Raw genomic sequence first — 24382 nt, 5'->3', positions numbered from 1 at the left:
CTAGCTCTCCTTGCCGTTGAACAGCGTGTCGCGCCAGGCCCGTTCGCCCGATGCCGTGTCCTCGACCCAGAACCGGAACTCGGTGCGCTCGGCCTCGGCCGCGGGGGTGCCCGACGGGGCGGTGACATAGACGCGCTGCAACAGGGTGCTGTCGGGGGGCACCTTGACCGAGGTGCCGTCGCGCCCTTCCAGGGTGATGTCCAGCGCGCCGTCCGAGGTGACCGACAACTGGAAATCGCGCGGCTCGCCATGCTTGTTGCGCAGGCGGATGTCATAGGTGTTGCGGATCGTCCCGTCCGACATCGTCACGAAGGTGGGGTTGCGGATCGGCGCCACGGTCAGTTCGACATCGGGGCGGATGAACAGCGCGAACAGCAGACCGAAGCCGATGGCGGCCCAGATCACGGTATAGACGATGGTGCGGGGCCGGAAGACGTGCTTCCACAGCGGCACCGGGGTCCAGTCCTGGCTGTGGGGCATGACGAAGGGACGATCGGCGGCGTTCGGGGCAGGGGCGGGGGCGCCGTCCACCGGAACGGTGGCGGTTGACGTGTCCGGAACGGTGGCGGTTGACGTGTCCGGGACGGTGGCGGTCGCATCGGCCGTCAGATCCGCACGCGCGGCCGCGGTGGCGGCAGGCACGCCGGTTTCGGCGCCGCTGTCGTCGCCGGGGGCGTCGACGCCGAACGGGCGCACCGGGGCGTGTTCACCGGGCAGGACCGGCGGGCGGTCGTCCAGCGCCAGATAGTCGATCAACCCGCGCGGGCGGCCGATCTTGGCCATCACCTCGTCGCAGGCATCGATGCACAGCGCGCAGGTGATGCATTCCATCTGCTGGCCCTCGCGGATGTCGATGCCCATGGGGCAGACGTTGACGCAGGCCATGCAGTCGATGCAATCGCCCAGCGTCTCGCCCTCGCGCGACACGCGGCCCCCCGCCACGTCCAGCGAGACGGGCGCGGCGGCGGCGTCCTTGTCGGCCCCCGCGCCGTAACGGACGGGCGAGGCCGGGCCGACATCGGCGGCCACGGCGGCGCGGCGCGCGTTGCCGCGGCCGCGCGGCTCGCCGCGCCAGTCGCGGTAGCCGACGGTCAGGGTGCCCTCGTCCATCATCGCGCCCTGGATGCGCGGCCAGGGGCACATGTAGATGCAGACCTGTTCGCGCATGAAGCCGCCGAAGACGAAGGTGGTGGCGGTCAGGATGCCGATGGTGGCATAGGCGACCATGGGGGCGTCGAAGGTCACCAGCTGGCGCAACAGGGTGGGGGCGTCGGCGAAATAGAACACCCAGGCGCCGCCGGTGGCCACCGCGATCAGCAGCCAGACGACCCACTTGGTGATCCTGAGGCGCCACTTGCGCGCGCCCCAGGGGGCCTTGAACAGTCGCACCCGGGCGTTGCGGTCGCCCTCGATCCAGCGTTCGACCAGCAGGAACAGATCGGTCCACACCGTCTGCGGACAGGCATAGCCGCACCAGACCCGGCCGAGCGCCGAGGTGAACAGGAACAGCCCCAGCCCGGCCATGATCAGCAGGCCCGCGACGAAATAGAATTCATGGGGCCAGATCTCGATCCAGAAGAAATAGAACCGCCGGTTCGCAAGATCGATCAGCACCGCCTGGTCGGGCAGGGCAGGGCCCCGGTCCCAGCGGATCCAGGGCACCAGGTAATAGATCCCCAGCGTGATCGCCATGATCCACCACTTGAGGCGGCGGAAGAACCCCGAGACCCGGCGGGGAAAGACGGGTTCACGGGCGGCGAAGAGGGGGGCGTCGGACATCGGGCGCAATCCGTTCTGGGGCAGGGTCGCGCGGAACGCGCGCTGTGATTTCTTGCGCGGGACACGCGCTGTGATTTTTGCGCGATGGCCGCGCGTTGGTGTTCTCGCGCGATGGCCGCGCGCTGGTGTTGTCGCGCGACAGACGCGCGCTGGTGTTATGGCGCGAGGGTCGCGCCGTGGCTATGGCGCAGGATAGCGCGCCGTGCGGGTGACGCGAAGGGTCGCGTGCTGTGGCTTGCGCGCGGGCCCGTGCGACGGATCCGTGCAGCCCTGAATGTCGGTCCGGGGGCGCGCTTTGTGAAGGTCGCGCGGCGGACATGCGCAGATTTGTCGCGCGATGGCCGCGCGCCTGGACATTTGCGCGACTGCCGCGCGCTGACGAGACCGCGCGCCTGGACGTTGCGCGACGGCCATGCGCCCCTTCGGCACGCGCAGAACGCGGACCCGGAGACCCGGGCCGGCGGGAAACGGATCGCCCGCCGCACGCCTCCCGGTTCGCGCGGCGGGCAACGCGGCGGTCGCACGGACCAGCCGCGCGATCGCCGCAGCTCGGGTGCCGTTACTCGGGCACGACGGGTTCGACCGGCGCTTCGCCCGCTTCGGTCGGTGTCTCTTCGGCGTCCGCCGGGAAGCTGGCGTCGGGCACGTCGGCGGCCTCTTCCATCTCGTCGGCGGTCGGTTCTTCCTCGACCTGCGGTTCGGCCTCGCCGCCGCCCAGGCCGTGGACATAGGCCGCGACCGCGCGCACCTGCGCCTCGCCCAGGCGTTCGCCCCAGGGCGGCATGACGCCGAAGCGGGCGTTCTCGATCGTATAGCGCACCGCCTCGGGGGTGCCGCCATAGAGCCAGATCGCATCGGTCAGGTTCGGCGCGCCCAGTTCGCGGTCGCCCAGGCCCTCTTCGCCGTGGCAGGCCGAGCAGTTGTCCAGATACAGCTCGGCGCCCTCGGCGGTTTCCTCCTCGAGCCCCGACAGGCTGCGCACATAGGTCACCAGCGTGGCGATTTCCGCGTCTTCCAGGATCTCGCCGAAGGCCGGCATCTCGGAGTAGCGGGCATCGGGGTCGTCTTCGTTGCGGATGCCGTGGCGCACGGTCATGGCGATGTCGGTGATCTGTCCGCCCCAGAGCCAGTCGTCGTCCAGCAGGTTGGGATAGCCGGCGGCCTGAACGCCCGCCGCGCCCGCGCCGTGGCATTGCGAACAATTGTTGGCGAAGACCGACGCCCCGGCCGAGACGGCGAAGCGGTGCAGATCCTCGTTGCGGTCCAGCACACCGAGGTCGATGTTGACCAGGCTCTCGGTCAGCTCGGCGTTGGACAGGCGGACGGTTTCGATCTTTGCCGCCACCTCGCCGCGGGTGGTCCAGTCGAGAACGCCGCGCGTCGTGCCCGACACCAGCGGCCAGGCCGGATAGAGGATGGTATAGATCACCCCCCAGACGATGGTCCCGTAGAACGTCCACAGCCACCAGCGCGGCAGCGGCGTGTTCAGCTCCTCGATGCCGTCCCAGCTGTGGCCTGTGGTTTCGGTGCCTGTCTCTTCATCGATGCGTTTTTCGTGGCTGTGCTTGTCGTCAGACATCCGGTTGGCCTTTCGTCACGTCGCCCGTGGCGCGGTGGCGGGGGGGGATAGTGTCATCGTCATGCCGGAACGGCACCGCCGCCGCATCGTCGTGCATGGCGCGCGAGCCGGGGCGGAACGCCCAGACGATCACACCGAGGAAGATTCCGGTGAGGATCAGCAGCACCCAGCTGTCGGCCAGGTAGCGCAGGAAGGAATAGGTCTCCATCGTCGCTCCTAGCGGTCCGGGTCGGGGGTGAAGGTCGAGAAGTCGACCAGCGTGCCCAGCATCTGCAGGTAGGCGATCAGCGCATCCATTTCCGAAGTGCCGGGGCGGCCGTCGAAATTGCGCACCTGCGCGCCCGGATAGCGTTCGAGCAACCCGTCGATATCGCCGAACGGATCGGTCTGCACCCGGAAGTCGGCCCGCGCCGCGTTCACCATGTCATCGGTATAGGGCACGCCCACCATCCGGTGCGTCGCCACCAGGTCGCCGACATGTTCGCCGTCGATCAGGGTGTCCGACAGGAAGGCGTATTTCGGCATCACGCTTTCGGGCACCACCGATTGCGGGTCCATCAGGTGATCGACGTGCCATTCGTCGCTGTAGCGGCCGCCGATCCGGGCCAGGTCGGGTCCGGTGCGCTTGGAGCCCCACTGGTGCGGGTGGTCGTACATCGATTCCGCGGCCAGCGAATAATGGCCATAGCGTTCGACCTCGTCGCGCATCGGGCGGATCATCTGGCTGTGGCACAGGTAACAGCCCTCGCGCACGTAGATGTCGCGCCCGGTCAGCTCCAGCGGCGAATAGGGGCGCATGCCCTCGACCTTCTCGATCGTGTTCTCCAGCCAGAACAGTGGCGCGATCTCGACGATGCCGCCCACCGACACCACCGCGAAGCTGCCGATCAGCAACAGGGTGGCGTTGCGTTCGAACCGCTGGTGAAAGGTGATCGTCTGCGTCTCGGGCGGCAGTTCGTTGGGGATTTCCCCGGGCGCGTCCGATGCGGTCGCGACCTTGGGGTCGTCCTTCGGATCATAGTCCGGGCTTCTCGGGTCCTTGCTCATTCTACTACTACTCCGCGGGCGTTGCGACGACGGCGACGGCGCGGGGATCGCGGATGGTCATCCACATGTTCCACACCATGATGATTCCGCCCGCCACGTAAAGCGCACCACCGACGGCCCGCACGACGTACATCGGAAACTTGGCATCCACCGTGTCGGCGAACGAGTTGACGAGGAAGCCGTTGGCGTCGACCTCGCGCCACATCAGGCCCTCCATGATGCCGGTGACCCACATGGACGACGCGTAAAGCACGATCCCGATGGTCGCGAGCCAGAAGTGGGCGTTGATCGCGGACATGGAATACATCTGCTTGCGGCCCCAGAGTTTCGGCGTCAGGAAATACAGCGCCCCGAAGGTGATCATGCCGTTCCAGCCAAGCGCGCCGGAATGGACGTGTCCGATGGTCCAGTCGGTGTAATGCGACAGCGAGTTCACGGCGCGGATCGACATCATCGGCCCCTCGAACGTCGACATCCCGTAGAATGCCAGCGAGGCGACGAACATGCGGATGATCGGGTCGGTGCGGATCTTGTCCCAGGCCCCCTGAAGGGTCATCAGGCCGTTGATCATGCCCCCCCAGGACGGCATCCACAGGATGATCGAGAACACCATGCCCAGCGTCGCCGCCCAGTCGGGAAGCGCGGTATAGTGCAGATGGTGCGGCCCGGCCCAGATATAGAGGAAGATCAGCGCCCAGAAGTGGATGATCGACAGCTTGTAGGAATAGACCGGGCGCCCAGCCTGTTTCGGCACGAAGTAATACATCATCCCCAGGAACCCGGCGGTCAGGAAGAAGCCGACGGCGTTGTGGCCGTACCACCACTGGGTCATCGCGTCCTGCACGCCCGCGAAGACCTGGACCGACTTCGAGCCGAAGATCGACACCGGGATCGACAGGTTGTTGACCACATGCAGCATGGCGACGGTGACGATGAACGCCAGGTAGAACCAGTTGGCGACATAGATGTGGCGTTCGCGCCGGTTGATGATCGTGCCCATGAAGACGGCCAGGTAGGTCAGCCAGACGATGGTCAGCCAGATGTCGACATACCATTCGGGCTCGGCGTATTCCTTCGACTGGGTCGCGCCCAGCAGATAGCCGGTGGCGGCCAGCACGATGAACAGCTGATAGCCCCAGAAGACGAACCATGCGGCGGGACCGCCCCACAGCCGCGCGGCGCTGGTGCGCTGCACGACATAGAACGACGTGGCGATCAGCGCGTTGCCGCCGAAGGCGAAGATCACCGCCGAGGTGTGCAGCGGGCGCAGGCGGCCGAAGTTGGCATAGGGTTGCGCCCATTCGATGTTCAGCGCGGGAAACGCCAGCTGGAACGCGATGTAGGTGCCGGCCAGGAACCCGACGACACCCCAGAACGCGGTGGCGATCACGCCATAGCGGATCGGCCCGTCCATGTATCCGGTGGGGCGCGGCGGTGCGACGGCGGGGCCGTCATCGACCGGCATGGCGCGCATGGTCGCGACGAACAGGCCCGCCGCGACGGCCATGATCAGCAGCGCGTGAACCAGGTATGCAAGGTCGCGGGCGAAATTGGCCGCGATCGCCGAAGCAAGCGCGATCAGGCCCAGGGCCGCCAGCAGTGCATAGCCGGAGGGGCCTCTCAGATAATACGACATGTGAATTGTGCTTCCCTTTCCGGCAGGCTTTGCGCGTGCAATGTCAAAATAATCTGACCGGCACCTTGATTCAGGTCAAGTTCGTGTCAGGCCGGGGATTGACCGTCCTCGTCGTCGCCGGCTTCGGCCAGCAGGGCCGACAGGTCGCGGCAGCTGATCCCGCGCCGCCCGTCCAGATCGATCAGTCCGTCCTTGCGCAGCGCGGTCATCTGCCGGCTGACCGTTTCGATGGTCAGCCCCAGGTAGGTTGCCATCGCATCCCGCGTCAGCGGCAGTTGCGCGTGCAGCGGGCTGCCCTGGGTCGACACCCGGCGCAGGATGTTGGCCAGCAGGGTCGCGACCTTCTCGCGCGCGGTCTTGCGGCCGAGAACGATCATCCAGTCGCGCGCGGCGTCCAGTTCGTCCAGCGACATCTCCAGCATCCGTTCCATGACGTGGGGCGTCTCGCGCATCATCTGGCGGAATTCGGCGCGCCGGAACATGCAGAAGGTGACATCGGTGGCGGCGACGACCTCATAGGCGGCGACGGCGCGGTCGTTGCGGCCGATGAAATCCGACGGCATCAGCAGGCCGACCATCTGCATCCGGCCATCCTCCATCGACCGGGTCAGGGTCGCGCAGCCGCTGACCACCGATCCGACAAAGGCCAGGTCGGCGCCCTCCATGACGATCGTCTCGCCGGCGCGCCAGGTATGATAGGATTTCATCCCCTCGAGGCGGTCCAGTTCGCTGTCCTCGCAGGTGGCGCAGATCGCCCGGTGGCGGATCGGGCATTGCGAACAGCCGGGGCCGGCCAGGGTGCGGCCCGCGCGGGTCAGATCGGCCAGGGAGGGATCGATATGTGTCATGGCGCGTATCTGCCATTCCGCTTGACCTGAATCAAGGCGCGGCGCGCCGGGATCGGGCTTATGTGACAACATGATACACCTTGACCCGAAGCTGACGGAACGGGCGCTGTCGGCGCGCGCCCCCCGTTATACCAGTTATCCGCCCGCGACGCAGTTCGGACCGGACATCGGTGCCGATACGGCGTTGCGCTGGCTGAGCCGGATCGAACCGGGCACGCGGATCTCGCTTTATGCGCATATTCCGTTCTGCCGGCGGCTGTGCTGGTTCTGCGCCTGCCGCACCCAGGGCACCCAGAGCGAGGCCCCCCTGGCGCCCTATGTCGACGCGCTGGAAGCCGAGGCCGACATCATCCGCGCGGCGCTGCCCGGTGCGGTGTCGGTGGCGCACCTGCACCTCGGGGGCGGCACGCCGACGTTCCTGCCGCCCGACCTTCTGGTGCGGCTGTTCACCCTGCTCGAGGCGCGGTTCCCCCGTGCCGCCGACGCCGAGATCTCGGTCGAGGTCGATCCGACGGAAATCGACGGCCCCCGGCTGGACGCGCTGGCCGCCTCGGGCGTGACGCGGGCCAGCCTGGGGGTGCAGGATTTCGAACCGGCGGTGCAGGCCGCCATCGGCCGCCCCCAGAGCTTCGAGCAGACGAAGGCGGCGGTCGACGGCCTGCGCGCGCGCGATATCGCGGCGGTGAACCTGGATCTGCTGTATGGTCTGCCGAAACAGGACCGGGCCAGCCTGAACCGCACCATCGACATGGCGCTGTCGCTGAACCCCGACCGCCTGGCGCTCTATGGCTATGCCCATGTGCCCTGGGCGTCGAAACGCCAGGTGATGATCCGCGCCGACGACCTGCCCGACGGGGCGGCGCGGCTGGAGCTGTCGCTTCTGGCGGCCGAACGGTTCACCGCGGCGGGATACCAGCAGATCGGCATCGACCATTTCGCCCGCCCCGGGGATTCCATGGCCGTCGCGGCCCGCGCGGGCACCCTGCGGCGCAATTTCCAGGGCTATACGACGGATGCGGCGCAGACGCTGATCGGGCTGGGCGCCTCGGCGATCTCGCGGTTGCCGGGCGGCCATGCCCAGAACGCCTCGGGCACCGCCGACTGGAAGGCACGGGTGGCCAAGGGCCGCCCCGCCACCCTGCGCGGCCATGCCGAAACCGCCGAGGACCGGGTGCGCGGTGCGGCGATCGAACGGCTGTTGTGCGATTTCCGGGTCGATCCGGCGATGTCGGACGATCCCGACACGGTGCGCGCGCTGACGGCGCGGGCGGCGCAGGCCTGGGGGGGTGCGGTCACGCTGGACGGTGACGGCGTGCTGACGATCCGCGACGACGCCCGCCACCTGGCGCGGATGATCGCGGTGGAATTCGACGCCTATGCCTCGCCCGAGGGCCGCCACAGCATGGCCGTCTGAGCACGAACCGGCGCCGGAAACGGGGCCGTCGGCAGGCGCCCGAAAGGGGGCTGTCACGATGGGGTTGTCCGGTGGTGTCGGCCCTCCCGCCCCTGCATGACGGAGGCGGGAGGGCCGACGCGGCCGCCTTACGGCATCAACTGGCCGCCGTTCACCTCGATGGTCTGGCCGATGATGTAGCCGGCCAGCGCGTCCGAGGCGAGGAACATGTAGGCGCCGACACAATCCTCGGCCACGCCCAGCCGGCCCTGGGGCACCGTCGCCAGCATCGCGTCCAGCTGTTCCCTGGTCGAATACCGCTCGTGGAACGGCGTGGTGATGACGCCGGGGGCGACCGCGTTGACGCGGATGCCGTGGCCGATCCATTCCTTGGCCATGCCGCGGGTCACGTTCGACACGAACGCCTTGGACGAGCCATACATGCCCGCGCCGCCGCCGGCACCGTTGCGCGCCGCCACCGACGTGGTGTTGATGACGAAACCGCCCTGTTTTTTCAGGTGCGGAAAGGCCACGCGCGAGGCGGTGATGATCGACCGCGCGTTCAGGTCCATGATCTCCTCGTAATCCTTCTCGGTGGCTTCGGCATAGGGCACGCGCCGCACCATGCCGCCGGCGTTATTGATCAGCCCGTGCAGCCCGCCAAGGGCGCCCGCCGCATCCTCGATCGCGCGGCCGAAGGCGTCGGCGTCGCAGGCGTCGGCCTGGATCAGCTCGACGGTGCCGCCGGCATCGCGGATCTCGCCGGCCAGGGTTTCGGCGGCGTCACGGCTGGAATTGTAATGCACGCCCACCTTGGCGCCCTGGGCGGCAAAGGCCCGTGCCAGGGCGGCGCCGATGCCGGTGGATGCGCCGGTGATGAGAACGGATTTTCCGGAAAATTCCGACAACGTGTAGGGGAAATTGGACATGGTTTGATCCTGTTGCATGAAGAGCCGATGGTCGTGCGATCCCGCGCCGGTCTCTGACGGGTCTGGCCGCAAAGACAAACCTTGCGTGGAATCCGGAACCCGTGCAATACTTGTGGAACGATCCAAAAGCAATGGGGGCGCGGTAATCGCGGCCACCCAGGGGGGAAATGTATTATGAAGAATTCAGCCGGACTGGCCCTTGGTGTCAGCCTTGCGGCCCTGATCGCCGCACCGATCCACGCGACCGAACTGGTCGGCGCCGTGCAGTTCGACGAGGAGCATGCCTTCACCAAGGCACTGCGCGAATTCGAACGCGTGGCAAGCGAATGCTCGGGCGGGTCGCTGACGTTCGATCTGCACAAGAACTCGGAACTGGGTCTCGAGAAGGATTACTTCGAGAACATGGCCCAGGGGATCGCCGTCGATTACGCCGTCGTCAGCCCGTCGCACATGTCGACCTTCAGCCAGAAGGCGCCGCTGATGGACATGCCGTTCCTGTTCCGCGACCTGGACCACTGGAACGCGGTGATGGAGCAGGACGCGCTGGCGCCGCTGGCCCAGGACGTGCTGGAACAGGCCAACGTGCGCCTGATCGGCTATGCCGGGGGCGGCACCCGCAACCTGATCGTCAACAAGCCGGTGACGAACATGGAGGAGCTGAAGGGCCTGCCGATGCGCGTCATGGGCGCGCCGATCCAGACCCGCATCTTCGAGGCGATCCAGGCGGCACCGTCGGTCATCGCCTATGACGAGGTCTACAACGCCATCCAGACCGGCGTGATCGACGCCGCCGAAAACGAGGCGGCGGGCATCCAGCAGATGAAGTTCTATGAAGTCGGCCCCGACATCGCGCTGACCAAGCACGCGATCACGGTGCGCCCGATCGCGTTCTCGAACGCCACCTACGAGCGGCTGACCCCCGAGGAGCAGGAATGCGTCCTGAAGGCCGGCAAGGCCGGTGGCAAGCTGGGCCGCGACGTGGAAAGCGGCGAGGACAGCAAGAAGCTGGAAGAGATGGAGGCCGCCGGCCTGCTGAAGACCCACGAGTTCACCGAGCGTGACAAGCTTCTGGAACTGGCCGAGCCGGTGAAGCGTGCCTATGCCGAGGAACTGGGCGCGACCGACGTTCTCGAGTCGATCAACGCCGTCGAATGATCGCCGAAAGGTGATGGTTCCAGGGCGCGCGGCATGGTTCGCGCGCCCGCCTGTCCTTTTCTCCCTGCAACACCCTGCCTCGAAGTGTGAGTGGCGATGCGTGTCCTGCTGAACGGTTATTATCGTTTCCTGAAACTCGTGCTGACGGTTCTGATGGGGGTGCTGCTGGTCCCCGTGACGATGCAGATCCTCAGCCGCTATACCGGCCTGATCCCGCGTTATATCTGGACCGAGGAAATCGCCCGCTTCTGTTTCGTCTGGCTGATCCTGATCGGCGCGATGATCGGCGTGCGCGACCGCACCCATTTCGACGTCGACGTGTTGCCGCACAGTTCGAACCGGACGGTCGAATTCGCGATGGCGCAATTCGTCAATGTCGCGATCCTGATCATGGGGCTGTCGTTCCTGTGGTGGGGTTGGGACTTCGGCAAGCTGGGGGCACGCCAGCAATCGGAAATCTCGGGGTTGCCGATGCTGGCCATCTATATCGGCTGGCCGATGGCCGGGGTGACATGGGTGGTGTTCACCCTCGAGCGGATGCTCGACGATCTTGCAGAACTGCGCACGGGAGAGTCCCATGGGACCAGCTGAAGTCGCCGCCATCCTGTTCGGCACGTTCGGGGTATTGATCTTCCTGCGGGTGCCGGTGGCCTTTGCGCTGGGACTTGCCGTGGTGCCCGTGTTCTTCATCGAGGACCGGCTGACGCCGATCCTGCTGATGCGCGAGATGTTCAAGAGCTACAACTCGTTCGTCCTGCTGGCGGTGCCGTTCTTCCTTCTGGCGGCGAACCTGATGAACTCGTCGGGCATCACCGACCGGCTGATCCGGCTGGCGCGGGCCATGGTCGGGCACCTGCCCGGGGGTCTGGGCCATGTCAACGTCGTGGTGTCGATGCTGTTTGCGGGGATTTCCGGCTCGTCCACCGCCGATGCCGCCGGGATCGGATCGCTGCTGATCCCGCAGATGCGCAAGGAAGGCTACGACGCGTCCTTCTCGGTCGCCATCACCGCCTGTTCGTCGGTGATGGGGGTGATCATTCCGCCGTCGATCCTGATGGTGGTCTGGGGCGGTCTGATGTCGGTGTCGATCGGCGGGCTGTTCCTGGCCGGGGTCGTGCCGGGCATCCTGATCGCCGCGTCGCAGATGATCACGATCTATTTCTATGCCAAGAAGCGCGGCTATCCGGTGCACAACCGGTCGACCTTCATGGAACTGATGCGCGCCGGGGCCTCGGCCTCGCTGGCGCTGATGACGCCGATCATCATCGTCGGCGGCATTGTCGGCGGCTTCTTCACCCCGACCGAGGCGTCGGTGGTGGCGGTGATCTATTCGCTGATCCTGGGCGTCTTCGTCTATCGCTCGATCGCGCCGACCCAGCTTCCGGCGGTCCTGTACGACAGCGCGCGCTTTGCCGCGATCACGCTGTTCTGCATCGGCACGGCGTCGGCCTTCGGCTGGTGCCTGGCCTATTTCAAGATCCCCGCCGCCCTGGTGGACCAGATCGACCAGATGGGCCTCGGCATCGTCGGCATCGGCATCATGAGCGCGCTGGCCTTCCTGCTGATCGGCATGTTCATCGACGCGATCCCGGCGATCATCATCCTCGGCACCGTGCTCTATCCGGTGACGGTCCACGTCGGCATGCACCCGATCCACTTCGCGATCATCGGCGTGATGAGCCTGGCCTTCGGGCTGGTCACCCCGCCCTATGGGCTGTGTCTGCTGATCGCGGCGGCGATCGGCAAGATCCGGATGATCGACGCGCTGCGCGATGTGGTGGTGATCCTGCTGCCCATGGTGGGTGTGCTGATGCTGATCATCCTGCTGCCGGACCTGATCCTGGCCCTGCCGCGCTGGATGATGCCGACCTTCATCGACTGACGCGACATGCGGCCGGGCCTCTGGTCCGGCCGCGTGACAGGGGCCGGGACACGCGCCTTTCGCGGCGCCGCGGTCTCAGGCCCGGTCCGGCGCCATCCCCAGGAACGCCCGGATCGCGGGCACCTGGCCGTCCAGCATGTGACGGCCTTCGTGCACCGGATGCCCCCGGCGGGCCGCTTCGTGCAGCAGCGGCGTGACGGCGGGGGTCATGATCGCCTCGGCCACGAGGGTGCCGGGGGCCAGACCCCCGGGATCGAACGGCAACCGCGGGTCGCCTGCCATGCCGACCGGCGTGGCGTTGACGACGATATCGTGACTGTGATCGGGCGGGCCTGCCGTCACGTCGCCCGATCCCGACAGGCAGCGAACGGCGTCGCGGGCGCGGCGGGCGTCGAGATCCGAGATCGCCACCCGCGCGCCCCCCGCCAACAGCGCCTGGGCGATGGCCAGGCCCGCACCCCCCGCGCCGACCACCGCCACCGCCCGGCCCGCGACCCCGTAACCGGCCTGCCGCAACCCTTCGACGAACCCGATGCCGTCGGACAGGTCCGCCGCCCAGCCCCCTTCGATCGGGCGCAACAGGTTCGCCGCGCCGACGATCGCCACCCGGTCCGAGCGGACATGGGCCAGGGTCGCCGCCTGCATCTTGTGGGGCACCGTCACCACCAGCCCGCCGAAATTGGCGATGCCGTGCAGCCCGGCAAGAACGCCGACAAAGGCCTCGGGCGTCACGTCCAGCGCCACCATCCGCGCGTCCTGTCCGTCGCGTTCGAACAGCGCGTTGAACACCTCGGGGGATCGGACCTGGCCGACGGGATGGCCGATGATGGCGAACACTCGCCGGGTCATCGCGCGACCCCGCCCTGACCGGCCCCGCCGCTTCGGCCGGGCCGTGCCGGACATGCACGGGGCGCGGCGGCGGTATCCGTCATGGCGCGGCCCCCGTGCGGTTCGGATGCATCAGCGCGGATCGATGCCATGGGTGGTCAGCAATGCGCGCATCCGCTGTTCCGCCAGGTCGGGGCGGGCCAGCAGGCGGGCGCGGTCGGCCAGGCGGAACACCTCGGCGTAATGCACGATGCCGCGGCTGGCCTGCAGCCCGGCGGGCATGGTGAAATTCGCCTGGGTGCCGTTCAGCCACGACAGGAACGCGATCCCGGCCTTGTAGAACCGGGTCGGCGCGCAAAAGATCTCGCGGCTCAGCGGCACCGTGGGGGCCAGCAGCGCGTCATATGCCGCCCGCTCGCCCTCGGCCAGCGCCTCCAGCGCCTGGGCGGCGGCGGGGGCGATGGCGGCAAAGATCCCCAACAGCGCATCGGAATGATGCAGCCCGTCGCCCGCGATCAGCTCGGCATAATTGAAATCGTCCCCGGTATAGAGCTTCACCCCGGCGGGCAGGCGTTGGCGGAACGCCTCCTCGTGGGCGCGGTCCAGCAGCGAGATCTTGACCCCGTCCACCTTGCCCGGATCGGCGGCGATGATCGACAGCAGCGTGTCGGAGGCGGTGTCGATGTCGGCGTCGCCCCAGTATCCCGCCAGCGCCGGATCGAAAGCCGGGCCAAGCCAGTGCAGGATCACCGGCGCCGCGGCCTCGCGGATCAGCGTGCCATAGATCCGCGCATAGGTGTCGCGGTCGGCGGCCAGCGCCGGCAGGGCGCGGGTCGCCATCAGGATGATCTCGCCGCCCGCCGCCTCGATCACCTGCATCTGGTGGCGATAGGCGTCCAGGATCGCGGCCTCCGATCCAAGCCGGTCGGGGGCGACATGATCGGTGCCCGCGCCACAGGCGACGCGGGGGCGCGCGGAATGCGCCTTTGCCTCGGCCATGGTGCGGTCGATCAGCTCGCGCGCCGTGGCCCAATCCACGCCCATGCCGCGCTGCGCGGTGTCCATCGCCTCGGCCAGGTGCAGCCCCTGATCCCAGAGCGCGTGGCGCACGCCCAGGGTCGCGTCCCAGTCGATGGCGGGCCGCCCGCCCCAGGGGGTGTGGTCGGCCAGCGGGTCGGACACCAGGTGCGCGGCGGCGAATGCGGTGCGCGTGAAGGCGCGGCGCGGCGCGCGCGGGGTCAGCGGATCACCCGTCGGCTGATACCGGGTCAGCGTTCCGTCGGATTCGGGCAACAGCATGGGCGATACCTCACAGGGTGGGAATGGACAGGCCACCGTCGACGGGAATGACGGCGCCGGTGGAATAGGCCATGCGCCCCTCGATCAGGGGCAGCACCGCCCGGGCCACATCCTCGGGCAGGCCCCAGCGGCGGGCGGGCACCAGGCCGTCACGGATGCGCCCGTCGTAACGCTCGCGCACCGGGGCCGTCATCGGCGATGAGATGATGCCGGGGCGGATTTCGAAGACGCCGATGCCGTCCTGCGCCAACCGCCGCGCGAACAGCGCCACCATCATGGCCGCCCCCGCCTTCGACATGCAGTATTCGGCCCGTTCCTCGGACGCCATGCGCGCGCTGACCGAGGTGACGAAGACCATGGACCGATAGGGATCGGCAGGGGCGGCAACCAGACGGCGCGCCACCGCCTGGGCCAGGAAGAACGTCCCGCGCAGGTTGATGCCAGAGACCAGATCGAAGGCGTCGGGCGCCAGGGTCAGCATGTCGCCCCGTTGCGGCGCCCCCACCCCGGCGTTGGACACCAGCGCATGGGGCGCTCCCATGCGGGCCGCGATGCTGTCCAGCAGCGCCGGGATCCGGTCGGTGTCGCGCAAATCGTGGCGGAAATGCGCGGCCCGTGGCCCGATTTCGGCCAGCGCCGCGTCGATCACGCCGGCATCACCGCTTTCCGACACGATGGCCACGGCGTGGCCCGCCCCGTGCAGGACGCGGGCGATGCCCAGACCGATGCCGCGCTGCCCGCCGGTGACGATGATGCATCCCATGTTCAGCCCTCCGGGAAGGATGGCGGGCGCTTGGCGCGGAAGGCGGCGACGCCTTCGGCCTTGTCCGCGCTGGCCGCGATCATGCCGCCGGCCAGGGTTTCGATCATCGCGCCGCGGTCTTCGCCCACCGCGGCGTGGAGCATGTATTTCACCGTCTCGGTGGCCTGGGGCGAGGTTGGCAGCATCGCTTCGGCGATCTCCACCGCGCGGGCCGCCGGATCACCGGCGATCTCGGCCACGAACCCCAGGGCATGGGCGCGCGCGGCGTCGAGGGGGCGGGCGAACAGCGCCATCTCCTTGACCACCGCCTCGGGCAGCAGCCGCGCCAGCCGCTGGGTGCCCGACCATCCCGGCACCACGCCGACCTTGGGTTCGGGCAGCGCGAAACTCACGTTCGGCGCGGCCACGCGGATATCGCAGGCGGCGGCCAGTTCCAGACCGCCGCCGAAGGCGCCGCCGTCCAGCGCGGCAATGGTGGGCAGGCGCAGCCGGGCCAGGCGGTCGAACACCCGGTGCCCGCCGCGCACCCAGTGGCGGGCGAACTCCGCCGCCGCCAGATCGCCCCAGGCGTTGATGTCGGCCCCGGCACAGAAGGCGCGGGCCGGGGCGGCGCGGACGATCACGCAGCGCAGCCCGGTGGTGGCGTCGATCTGGGCACAATGATGCTCCAGCTGGCGCAGCATGTCGGGGGTGAAGGCGTTCAGCTTGCCGGGATTGTCCAGCGTCACGAAGGCCAGCGGCCCGTCGAGGTCAAGGTGCACCGCGCTCATGGCACCAGCCCCATGGGCGCGTCGCGCAGCAGCGCGGCGTCCATCGGGCGCGCGTCGGGCGCGATGGCGACGCGGCCCTGCGATGCGTTCACGATGTCGCGGGCCGGATCGATCCCCGGCATGATCTCGGTCGCCACCAGCCCCTCGGCGGTCAGCCGGATCACGCAGCGTTCGGTGACGTAAAGCACCTCCTGCCCCGTCTCGACCGCGCGCCGCCCCGAGAACGTGACATGTTCCACCTGTTCGACCATCTTGGGGAACTTGCCGGGGGCCGCGACGGTGATGCCGGTATCGTCCAGCCGCAGGTCGGCCCCCGCCTCGAAGAACCCCGAGAACACGATCCGCCGGGCGTTGGCGGTGATGTCGACGAAACCGCCGCAGCCCGCCGTCAGCCACGGCTTCTTGGCCAGGCGCGAGACGTTGACGTTGCCCTGCACGTCCACCTCCATGAACGACAGGAACGACCGGTCGAACCCGCCGCCCTGGAAGAACGTGAACTGGCTGGGTGCGGGGACGAAGGCGTCGGCGTTGGATGCGCATCCGAAGGCGAAACCGGTCAGCGGCATCCCCCCGACGGCGCCCTGTTCGATGGCCCAGGTGACGGCGCGTTCCTGTCCTTCCTCAAGCAGCACGCGCGGGATCAGGGCCGAGATGCCGAAGCCCAGGTTGGCGGTGTCGCCGCGCTTCAGCTCCATGGCCGCGCGCCGGGCGATGACCTTCTCGATGCCGTGGGGGGCCAGGTCGAAACTGTCCCAGGGGCGCATGATCTCGCCCGAGATGGCGGGATCGTGGGGCGTCTGGGTGGTCTGCATCTGGTCGGGGGCCACCACGATGGCGTCGACCAGGTGGCCCGGCACCCGCACGTCATGGGGGCGCAGGGATCCGCGCGCCGTCATCCGCTTGACCTGGGCGATGACGATGCCGCCGTGATTGCGCACCGCGATCGCCTGTTCCAGGTTGCCCAGGGTCGCGCCCTCATGCTCGAACGTCAGGTTGCCGTGGGTGTCGGCGGTGGTGGCGCGCAGGATCGCCACGTCGGGCACGATGTTGGGGAAATGCAGCCAGGTCCGGCCGCCGAAATCCACCCGCGCGACGATGGGATCCGCCGCCGCCCGTGCGTTCATGGCACACCCCTCGCGCACCGGATCGACGAAGGTGTCCAGCCCGGTCCGGGTCAGCACGCCGGGGCGGCGCGCGGCGACATCGCGGTGCATGTCGAACAGGATCCCCGAGGGCACGTTGTAGGCGGCGACGCGGTTGTCCTCGATCATCCGCCAGATCTCGGGCATGGGCAGGGACGACGGCCCCGACGGGTACGATCCCGCCAGCACCCGCGCCAGCAACCCGTCGCGCGCGATGTGGTCGATCCCCTTGACGCCATACATGTCGCCCGCCGCGATGGGGTGCAGGGTGGTCAACCCGCGCGGATGGCCTTCGGCGGCGAACCGGGCGCCGATGGCGGCCAGCACCGCATCGGGACAGCCCAGCCCCGAGGACGACGAAACGGTGACGGTCGCGCCATCGGGGATGCGTGCGGCGGCCTCTGCGGCGGTGATCATCTTGTCCGTCATCGCGTGCCTTCCTGTCCTGACCGGTCCGGCGGGGCCGGGATGCATGGTTCGCACCATCCTAGCAGAGTTTTTTGGAACGTTCCATATCATTGTCCGGGGCGGCGCCCCCACCGCTCAGCCGCGGAAGCCGGCGTCGCTGCTTTCGCGGGCGACCAGGGCCACATCGGCGCGCTGGATCGGTGCCGGGCGGGTGCCGTTCTCCATCCAGTCGAGCAGCCGTGCCGCGCTCTGGCGACCGAAGGCGGCGATGTCGCAGCTGATCGACGACAGCGGCGGCCAGACCTCGGAGCATTCGCGGATGTCGTCGCATCCGACCAGCTTGAACCCCGAGCCGAGAGCGCGGCCATGGCGCGCGAACCCGGCCATCATGCCAAGCGCGACCTGGTCGTTGAAACAGATCGCGGCGTCGATTTCGGGGTGGCGGGTGCACAGCAGGTCGGCCGTCTCGCGGCCGAAGGCGCGGGTGGACGCGCCGGTGAACAGGGTCGGCGCGATGCCCTTCTCGGCCATGACCGACAGGTAACCGGCCATCCGTTCCGCCGTGACCTCGCGCCCCTGCAAGCCGCCGACAAAGGCGATTCGCCGCGCGCCCTGGTCGAACAGGTGGCGCGCGGCCAGGGCGCCCCCGGTGGGTATGTCGAAGCCGGCAAAGGGAAAGCGCCCCTGCTGCGGATCGGTCCGGCGCAACACCTGCAGGGTGGGGATGCCGGCCAGTTCCAGCCGATCGAAGGTCGCGCCGGTGTCGCCATAGGCGGGCGAGATGATCACGCCGCGCACGCCGTGTTCGATCATCGAGCCGACGACGCGGTGCTGGGTCGCCGGATCCTCGTCGGTGTTGGCGATGACCGCGGCATGGCCGTGGCCGTCCAGGGCCATCTGCACCGAGGTGGCGAATTCGGTGAAGAACGGGTTGCGCAGGTCGTTGATGACCAGGCCGACCAGGTTGACCGTGCTGCCGCGCAGGGTCGCCGCCGCGCGGTTGTAGACATAGCCGACCTCGGCCATGGCGGTGCGCACCGCCTCGGCCGTGTCGCCATGCACCAGCGGGCTGTCGCGCAGCACCAGCGATACCGTGGATTTCGATACGCCCGCCCGCGCGGCAACGGTCAGGATGGTCGGCCGTTTGCCCATCTTCGCCCCTTTTCATCGATGCGGGGAACGGCAACATCCGCCCGCCCCTGCCCTTCGACAAGAATAGCGCAGGATGGCCGATAACCTATGCCCAATGCGACATGACGGCCCGGTGAACGCCCCGTCGGGGCGCGATCAGGCGGTGCGCCGCATCCGCGTCACGGCCCAGACGATCAGGGGAATGCACCAGATGGCGATGGTGAACAGGCCCAGGCCGGCGGCGATGGGACGTTCGAAGAAGGCCAGGAAACTGCCGTCGGCCTTGATCATCGAGGTGATGAAGTTCTGCTCGAGCATCGGCCCCAGCACCAGGCCCAGGATCGCGGGCGCGATGGGGATGTCGTTTTCATCCATCAGGAATCCCAGCACCCCGAAGATCAGCATCAGCACCACGCCGAAGGGGGTGTTGTTGATGGCGAAGGAGCCGACGATGCAGAACAGCAGGATGATCGGCATCAGAACCTTGCTGGGCACCGACAGGACCGTGCCCGCCGCCTTGATCGCCACCCAGCCGAGGGGCAGCATGATGATGTTGGCCAGCAGGAACACGACGAACACCGCATAGATCAGCTGCGGGTCGTTGATGAACACCGTGGGACCGGGGTTGATGCCCTTGATATAGAGCACGCCGATCACGATGGCGGTGATGCTGTCGCCGGGGATGCCGAACACCAGGGCGGGAATCCACGCGCCGCTGACGGCGGCGTTGTTGGACGCGCCCGCCTCGACCAGGCCCTCGACGTGGCCGGTGCCGAACTTTTCCTTCTCGCGCGAGAAGCGCTTCGAGATCGCATACGAGATCCAGGCCGCGATGTCGGCCCCCGCGCCGGGCAGCGCGCCGATGGCGGTGCCGAAGGCGCTGCCGCGCAGCACCTGCACCGGATAGCGGCACAGGTTGCGCCACTGGTCGCGGAAGATGCCGCCGCCGCGGTTCTTCGGGATCGGCGGGCGCGGCGTGTCGCGGTTGACCACGGCGCGCAGGACTTCGGAGACCGCGAACAGGCCGATCATCGCCGGGATGAACTGCACCCCGGCCAGCAATTCGACGTTGCCGAAGGTATAGCGCGGCTGGCCGGCGGGGTTGTCGATACCCACGGTGGCGGCGAACAGTCCGATCAGCAGGGCGATCAGCCCCTTGGACACGGCGCCGGGCGACACGAAGATCGCGCAGGACAGGCCCAGCACCACCAGCCAGAAGTATTCGAACGACGAGAATTTCAGCGCCACCTCGGCCAGCACCGGCGAAGCGGTCATCAGCACGATGGTGCCGAAGATGCCGCCGATGGCCGAGAACACCAGCGCCGCGCCCAATGCCTCCTGCGACCGGCCCTTGCGGGTCATCGCGTAAGCGTCCTCGACATAGGCGGCGCTGGCCGGGGTGCCCGGCATCCTGAGCAGGGCGCCGGGAATGTCGCCGGCAAAGATCGCCATGCCGGTGGCGGTGACGATGGCGGCGATGGCGGGCACCGGATCCATGAAGAAGGTGATCGGCACCAGCAGCGCGGTCGCCATGGTGGCGGTCAGGCCGGGGATCGATCCGACGAACATCCCGAACGCCGCCGAGGCGACGATGACGATCAGGACATAGGGCTGAAAGACAAGGCCGAGCGCCTCGATCATGACGGACATGGGCGCCTACCAGAGAAAGGACAGAAATCCGCTGCGTGGCAGCGGCACCAGAAGAAGACGGGCAAAGGCCTGTTGCACCACGATGGTGGCGACGATGGCCAGCGGCAGCGCCAGATACCAGCGCACCTGCATCACCAGCATCAGGATCAGCACCAGGGCGATGGCGACCGGCACGAAGCCGATCCGCCCGGCCAGCACGATATAGCCGACGATCAGCGCCAGCGTGACCAGCAGCGCGACCAGCGCGCCGGGCGTTTCGGCCCATGCGGGCAGCGTGGCCCGGGGGATCGCCGCGCCGGCGATCACGCTGCGCACGATCATGAACAGGCCCAGCAGAAGCGCCACGCCCGACAGCGCCAGCGGCATGGTTTCGGATCCATAGGACTGGTTCGGCAGGCGCGAGAAATTCTGCGCCGAGATCCAGATGCCGATGGCCGCCGCCACCAGCAGCAGCCCGAGGAGCATGTCGTTCAGCTTCACTTTCGACCCCGCTGACGTGTGCAAGATGCAAGGGGCGCCGCCCTTGCGGACGGCGCCCCCCGGCTCAGTTGGCGGCGAGTCCCGCTTCCTTCATCACCTTGCCCAGCCGGGCGTCGTCGTCGCCAACGACCTTGGTCGCCTCTTCGGCGTCGGCCCAGCGAAGGCCGAAGCCCCGGTCCTTCATGAAGCTCTGGTATTCCTCGCTGTCATAGGCCTTCTTGATCGCGGCCTCGAGCGTCGCCTTCACGTCGTCGGGCAGCCCGTCGGGGGCGGCGATCGACCGCCACACCGCATGGGTGTAATCGGTGCCGGTCCCTTCCTTGATGGTCTGCGCGTCGGGGAACAGCTCCTGGCGTTCCTCGGACATCGTCGCCAGCGCCTTCACGCGGCCCGCCTCGATCATCGAGCGGCCCTCGGCCAGGGACGACGGCACCAGGTCGACGCCACCGGCGACCATGTCGGTGATGCCGGGGGCGGCGCCTTCGCTGGGCACCCATGTCACCTGGTCGGGGTCAAGACCCTCGGCCATCAGCCAGCCGGCCAGGCCCAGGTGCCAGATGCCGCCCTGTCCGGTGCCCGATCCCTTGAACGTGCCCTTGGGTTCCGACTTGATCGCCGCCAGCAGCGATTCGACGTCCTGGTATTCGCTGTCGGCCGAGACCATCAGGCCGCCGGGATCCGAGTTGACCAGCGCCAGGATGTCGTAATCCTCATAGGTCAGGTCGGTCAGGCCCTGCCAGTGCATCATGTCGATCTCGATCGTCATGATGCCGATGGTATAGCCGTCGGGGGCGGCGTTCGCGATGGCGCTGTGGCCCACCACGCCCGATCCGCCGGTGCGGTTCACGACGTTGACCGGCACGCCCAGGTCTTCCTGCAACAGCGAGGCAAAGACGCGGCCCACCGCGTCGGTGCCGCCGCCGGCGCCCCATGGCACGATCATCTGGATCGGGCGCTCGGGGTAATCTTGCGCGGCCACGGACAATGCGGGCAGCATGCTGGCGGATGCCAGAAGTGCACCGAGTGCGATCATGTGTCGTCTTTGCATGTATTCCTCCACAGAACTTCTTGAATGATGACCGCCGGAACCGGCGCTCGGGGTCGTCTTGCCGCCGCGATCCACCCTCCCGGATCGGGCCGCACCGTTGCGCGGCCGCCATCGGCGGCGTTCACGATCCGGTCAGAAACCGACCATTGACCAGCGCCAAACGACTGTCAATCGACCTCTGTCGCGATCCTGGCGGCCGTCAGGATCCATAGAACAGCCCCACCAGCCACAGCGGCACGGCCGGCACATAGGTCACCAGAAGCAGCACCGCGACCAGCACGCCGATGAACGGCAGGTTGGTGCGGGTCGTGGCCCAGACGTCGGTTTTCGCGATGGAACAGGCGGTGATCAGCACGCTGGCCACCGGCGGGGTCTGCTGGCCAAGCGCGATGTTCAGCGTCAGCAGGATGCCGAAATGCACCGGATCAATGCCGATCTCGCGCACCAGCGGCATGAACACCGGCACCGTCAGGATGATCGCCGCCGCCCCGTGCAGCACCATCCCCACGCCCAGCAGGAAGACGTTGATGATCAGCAGCACCGCGATCTTGTTGGTGGTGATCGTGGTGATCCCCTCGGCCAGCCTTTGGGGCAGCTGGGTTTCGGTCAGATACAGGCCCAGCACCGCCGAGGCCGCCACCAGCAGCATCACGATGGCGGTCTGGTTCACCCCGTCCACCAGCGCCGAATAGAGCTTGCGCGCGTCCAGCTCGCGATAGACGAAACCGCCGATCAGCAGCGCCGCCAGAACCGCCAGCCCGGCGCCCTCGGTGGCGGTGACGATGCCGCCGAAGATGCCGCCCAGGATGATCAGCGGCAGCACCAGCGCCCAGCCCGCGCCCTTGAACGTGCTCCAGACGCGGCACAGATCGAACGCCTCCTCGCGCGGCAGATCGTACTTCACCGCGAAATACCAGCTGAGCGCCATCAGCCCCCCGGCCCCCAGAAGGCCCGGCACGATGCCGGCGACGAACAGCTGCACGATCGACGTGTCCGACAGCGCGCCATAGAGGATCATCGGGATCGACGGCGGAATGATGATCGCCAGCGACGCCGACGACGATGTGATCGCGGCGGCGAAGCGGGGCGAATAGCCCTTCTTCTTCATCGCCGGGATCAGGATCGACCCGGTGGCGGCCACGTCGGCCACGGCCGAGCCCGAGATTTCGGCAAAGAACAGCGACACGCCGACGTTCACCATGGCAAGGCCGCCGCGCACGAAGCCGATCAGCGACGACACGAAGGTGATCAGCCGGGTGGAAATGCCGCCGGTGTTCATCAGCGCCCCCGCCAGCACGAACAGCGGGATCGCGATCAGCGGAAAGCTGGTGGCGCCGTCATACAGCGACAGCGCCGCGTTCAGGAACCCGAGCGAGCCGTTGAGAAGATACATCCCGATCAGCGCCGCGCCCAGGATCGACACCGCGATCGGCACGCCGATGGCGATCATCAGGAACATCGACAGGATGATGAGACCTTCGGTCATGAACGATGCTCCCGGGCAAGTTCGGCTTCGGCGCGCGCGATCTCATGCGCGATTTCCTGGGCTTCGGGGTCAAGGCCGGCGCGCACGTCGCCCAGCCGGGCAGGCAATGTCAGCAGCCGGCCCAGCACCATCAGCGCGGCACTGACCGGCAGGATGCCCTGGATGAACCAGCGCGGCACGAAGCGCAGCGTCGTCATCGTCTCGTTGCCGAAGATCTCGAGGATCGCCCAGCCCGACCAGGCGGCGATGGCGAAGACGGCGACGAAGATCGCCTCGCCCAGCCAGAACAGCACCGCGCGCCCCACGGGCGGCAGGCCGAACAGCAACCCGTTGAACCCCAGGTGCGCGTTGCGCAGGGTCGCCAGGGCGGCCCCCAGGAAGGTGATCCAGGCCAGCATGACCACCGCCACCTCGTCATACCAGATCAGCGACCGGCCCGAATAGCGAAAGGCGACCCCGGCCAGGATCACGCAGGTCAGGGCGACGATCAGCGACAGCGTCACGACCTGAAGAACGACGTCGAGCGCGCGGGAAACCTTGGAAATCATCATGTTGCCTGTCTGAAACGAAAGGGGGTGGCACCATGGACGGCGCCACCCCGCACCCTCAGGAGCCTTCGGCCAGCGACAGGGCCTGGTCGATCATCGCCTGCCCGTTCTCGACCTCGGTCGCGAACTTCTCGTACAGCGGCTTGGAGGCTTCGACAAAGGCCGCGCGGTCGGTCTGGTTCACTTCCATGCCGCCCTCTTCCAGCTCTTTCAGAAGCGTGCCGTCCTGGGCCTCGCCCTGCTCGCGCGCCCACAGGGCGACTTCGGCGGCGGTTTCGGCCAGCACGGTCTGGACCTCGGGGTCCAGCTTTTCGAACGCGGTGATGCCGACGGTGGGATAGGCGGGCGAATAGACGTGGCCCGACATCGACAGGTATTTCTGCACCTCGTTCAGCTTGCCGCCCGCGATGTTGGTCAGCGGGTTTTCCTGGCCGTCGATGACGCCGGTCTGCAGCGCCACGAACACCTCGGAAAACGACATCGGCGTCGGGTTGGCGCCGTATTCCTTGAACATCGCCACCCGCCAGCTGGAATTGGGCGTGCGGATCTTCAGCCCCTCAAGGTCGGCGGGGGTGGTGATG

General features: G+C 67.9%; 23 protein-coding genes. 4 read left to right on the top strand and 19 right to left on the bottom strand.

The genetic code is table 11. From position 1 onward, the window contains the following. From CFP68_RS18540 to fnrL, 6 genes are all read right to left on the bottom strand, one after another. A complete protein-coding gene (locus tag CFP68_RS18540) occupies window positions 1-1779 on the bottom strand; it encodes a 4Fe-4S dicluster domain-containing protein (RefSeq protein ID WP_241524146.1) in 1779 nt (592 codons plus the stop codon). Between the two features lie 559 nt (window positions 1780-2338). Further along, window positions 2339-3358: a cytochrome-c oxidase, cbb3-type subunit III gene (gene ccoP / locus CFP68_RS17215; RefSeq protein ID WP_099828170.1), complete on the bottom strand. Its 1020-nt coding sequence runs from the start codon at window positions 3356-3358 to the stop codon at window positions 2339-2341. Beyond that, window positions 3351-3566, bottom strand: a complete 216-nt coding sequence (locus CFP68_RS17210; protein ID WP_099828169.1) for a cbb3-type cytochrome c oxidase subunit 3 — start codon at window positions 3564-3566, stop codon at window positions 3351-3353. The genes ccoP and CFP68_RS17210 overlap by 8 nt, the downstream gene beginning before the upstream one ends. A gap of 8 nt (window positions 3567-3574) precedes the next feature. Continuing rightward, a complete protein-coding gene (ccoO, locus tag CFP68_RS17205; RefSeq protein ID WP_099828168.1) occupies window positions 3575-4405 on the bottom strand; it encodes a cytochrome-c oxidase, cbb3-type subunit II in 831 nt (276 codons plus the stop codon). Window positions 4406-4412: 7 nt separating this feature from the next. Further along, window positions 4413-6041 carry a cytochrome-c oxidase, cbb3-type subunit I gene (gene ccoN / locus CFP68_RS17200; RefSeq protein WP_099828167.1) on the bottom strand — a complete coding sequence of 543 codons (1629 nt, stop codon included), beginning with the start codon at window positions 6039-6041 and terminating at the stop codon, window positions 4413-4415. A gap of 86 nt (window positions 6042-6127) precedes the next feature. Then, window positions 6128-6889, bottom strand: a complete 762-nt coding sequence (gene fnrL, locus CFP68_RS17195; RefSeq protein ID WP_099828166.1) for a transcriptional regulator FnrL — start codon at window positions 6887-6889, stop codon at window positions 6128-6130. A 70-nt stretch (window positions 6890-6959) separates the two neighbouring features. On the opposite strand from fnrL, the gene hemN reads away from it, so the two are divergent. Further along, a complete protein-coding gene (hemN, locus tag CFP68_RS17190) occupies window positions 6960-8303 on the top strand; it encodes an oxygen-independent coproporphyrinogen III oxidase (protein ID WP_099828165.1) in 1344 nt (447 codons plus the stop codon). A gap of 128 nt (window positions 8304-8431) precedes the next feature. On the opposite strand, the gene CFP68_RS17185 is transcribed toward hemN, so the two are convergent. Next, on the bottom strand, window positions 8432-9211 hold the full coding sequence (locus tag CFP68_RS17185) for an SDR family NAD(P)-dependent oxidoreductase (RefSeq protein WP_099828185.1): 780 nt from the start codon (window positions 9209-9211) through the stop codon (window positions 8432-8434). 174 nt (window positions 9212-9385) lie between these two features. Here CFP68_RS17185 and CFP68_RS17180 point away from each other — a divergent pair, with 174 nt between their 5' ends. The 3 genes from CFP68_RS17180 (at window position 9386) to CFP68_RS17170 (ending at window position 12248) form a co-directional block, all read left to right on the top strand. Beyond that, window positions 9386-10366 (top strand): TRAP transporter substrate-binding protein, encoded by a 981-nt coding sequence (locus CFP68_RS17180; protein ID WP_099828164.1) that lies wholly within the window; start codon window positions 9386-9388, stop codon window positions 10364-10366. 96 nt (window positions 10367-10462) lie between these two features. Beyond that, the gene (locus CFP68_RS17175; RefSeq protein WP_099828163.1) at window positions 10463-10957 is read left to right on the top strand and encodes a TRAP transporter small permease; all 495 of its coding nucleotides are present in this window, start codon (window positions 10463-10465) and stop codon (window positions 10955-10957) included. Continuing rightward, window positions 10944-12248 carry a TRAP transporter large permease gene (locus tag CFP68_RS17170; protein WP_099828162.1) on the top strand — a complete coding sequence of 435 codons (1305 nt, stop codon included), beginning with the start codon at window positions 10944-10946 and terminating at the stop codon, window positions 12246-12248. Before CFP68_RS17175 ends, CFP68_RS17170 begins: the two co-directional genes overlap by 14 nt. Before the next feature lie 75 nt (window positions 12249-12323). Here CFP68_RS17170 and CFP68_RS17165 read toward each other — a convergent pair whose 3' ends face one another. The 12 genes from CFP68_RS17165 to CFP68_RS17110 all read right to left on the bottom strand — a co-directional run. Next, complete coding sequence (locus CFP68_RS17165) at window positions 12324-13097, bottom strand: shikimate dehydrogenase family protein (protein ID WP_099828161.1); 774 nt, start codon at window positions 13095-13097, stop codon at window positions 12324-12326. 111 nt (window positions 13098-13208) lie between these two features. Next, the gene (locus CFP68_RS17160; protein ID WP_099828160.1) at window positions 13209-14375 is read right to left on the bottom strand and encodes a DUF993 family protein; all 1167 of its coding nucleotides are present in this window, start codon (window positions 14373-14375) and stop codon (window positions 13209-13211) included. A 10-nt stretch (window positions 14376-14385) separates the two neighbouring features. After that, a complete protein-coding gene (locus tag CFP68_RS17155) occupies window positions 14386-15138 on the bottom strand; it encodes a 3-ketoacyl-ACP reductase (protein WP_099828159.1) in 753 nt (250 codons plus the stop codon). Between the two features lie 2 nt (window positions 15139-15140). After that, a complete protein-coding gene (locus CFP68_RS17150) occupies window positions 15141-15908 on the bottom strand; it encodes an enoyl-CoA hydratase/isomerase family protein (RefSeq protein ID WP_099828158.1) in 768 nt (255 codons plus the stop codon). Next, window positions 15905-17479, bottom strand: coding sequence for an acyl CoA:acetate/3-ketoacid CoA transferase (locus CFP68_RS17145; RefSeq protein ID WP_099828157.1), 1575 nt, complete (start codon window positions 17477-17479; stop codon window positions 15905-15907). Before CFP68_RS17145 ends, CFP68_RS17150 begins: the two co-directional genes overlap by 4 nt. A gap of 114 nt (window positions 17480-17593) precedes the next feature. Beyond that, the gene (locus CFP68_RS17140; RefSeq protein WP_099828156.1) at window positions 17594-18610 is read right to left on the bottom strand and encodes a LacI family DNA-binding transcriptional regulator; all 1017 of its coding nucleotides are present in this window, start codon (window positions 18608-18610) and stop codon (window positions 17594-17596) included. Window positions 18611-18745: 135 nt separating this feature from the next. Further along, window positions 18746-20239 carry a tripartite tricarboxylate transporter permease gene (locus CFP68_RS17135; protein ID WP_099828155.1) on the bottom strand — a complete coding sequence of 498 codons (1494 nt, stop codon included), beginning with the start codon at window positions 20237-20239 and terminating at the stop codon, window positions 18746-18748. A 6-nt stretch (window positions 20240-20245) separates the two neighbouring features. After that, window positions 20246-20719, bottom strand: a complete 474-nt coding sequence (locus tag CFP68_RS17130; protein WP_099828154.1) for a tripartite tricarboxylate transporter TctB family protein — start codon at window positions 20717-20719, stop codon at window positions 20246-20248. A gap of 64 nt (window positions 20720-20783) precedes the next feature. Next, entirely contained in the window at window positions 20784-21752 is a 969-nt protein-coding gene (locus tag CFP68_RS17125) for a Bug family tripartite tricarboxylate transporter substrate binding protein (RefSeq protein ID WP_206601937.1), read from the bottom strand. Window positions 21753-21966: 214 nt separating this feature from the next. Continuing rightward, complete coding sequence (locus CFP68_RS17120; protein WP_099828152.1) at window positions 21967-23253, bottom strand: TRAP transporter large permease; 1287 nt, start codon at window positions 23251-23253, stop codon at window positions 21967-21969. Then, the gene (locus CFP68_RS17115; RefSeq protein ID WP_206601936.1) at window positions 23250-23804 is read right to left on the bottom strand and encodes a TRAP transporter small permease; all 555 of its coding nucleotides are present in this window, start codon (window positions 23802-23804) and stop codon (window positions 23250-23252) included. The genes CFP68_RS17120 and CFP68_RS17115 overlap by 4 nt, the downstream gene beginning before the upstream one ends. A 55-nt stretch (window positions 23805-23859) precedes the next feature. Beyond that, on the bottom strand, window positions 23860-24382 hold a 523-nt coding region (locus CFP68_RS17110; RefSeq protein WP_145953482.1), incomplete at its 5' end, for a TRAP transporter substrate-binding protein.

The organism is Oceaniglobus indicus (genome assembly GCF_002751875.1).
GTDB classification, from domain to species: Bacteria; Pseudomonadota; Alphaproteobacteria; order Rhodobacterales; family Rhodobacteraceae; genus Oceaniglobus; species Oceaniglobus indicus.
Note: the sequence above shows the minus strand (reverse complement) of the source record. Positions and strands in the feature narration are given on the sequence as shown.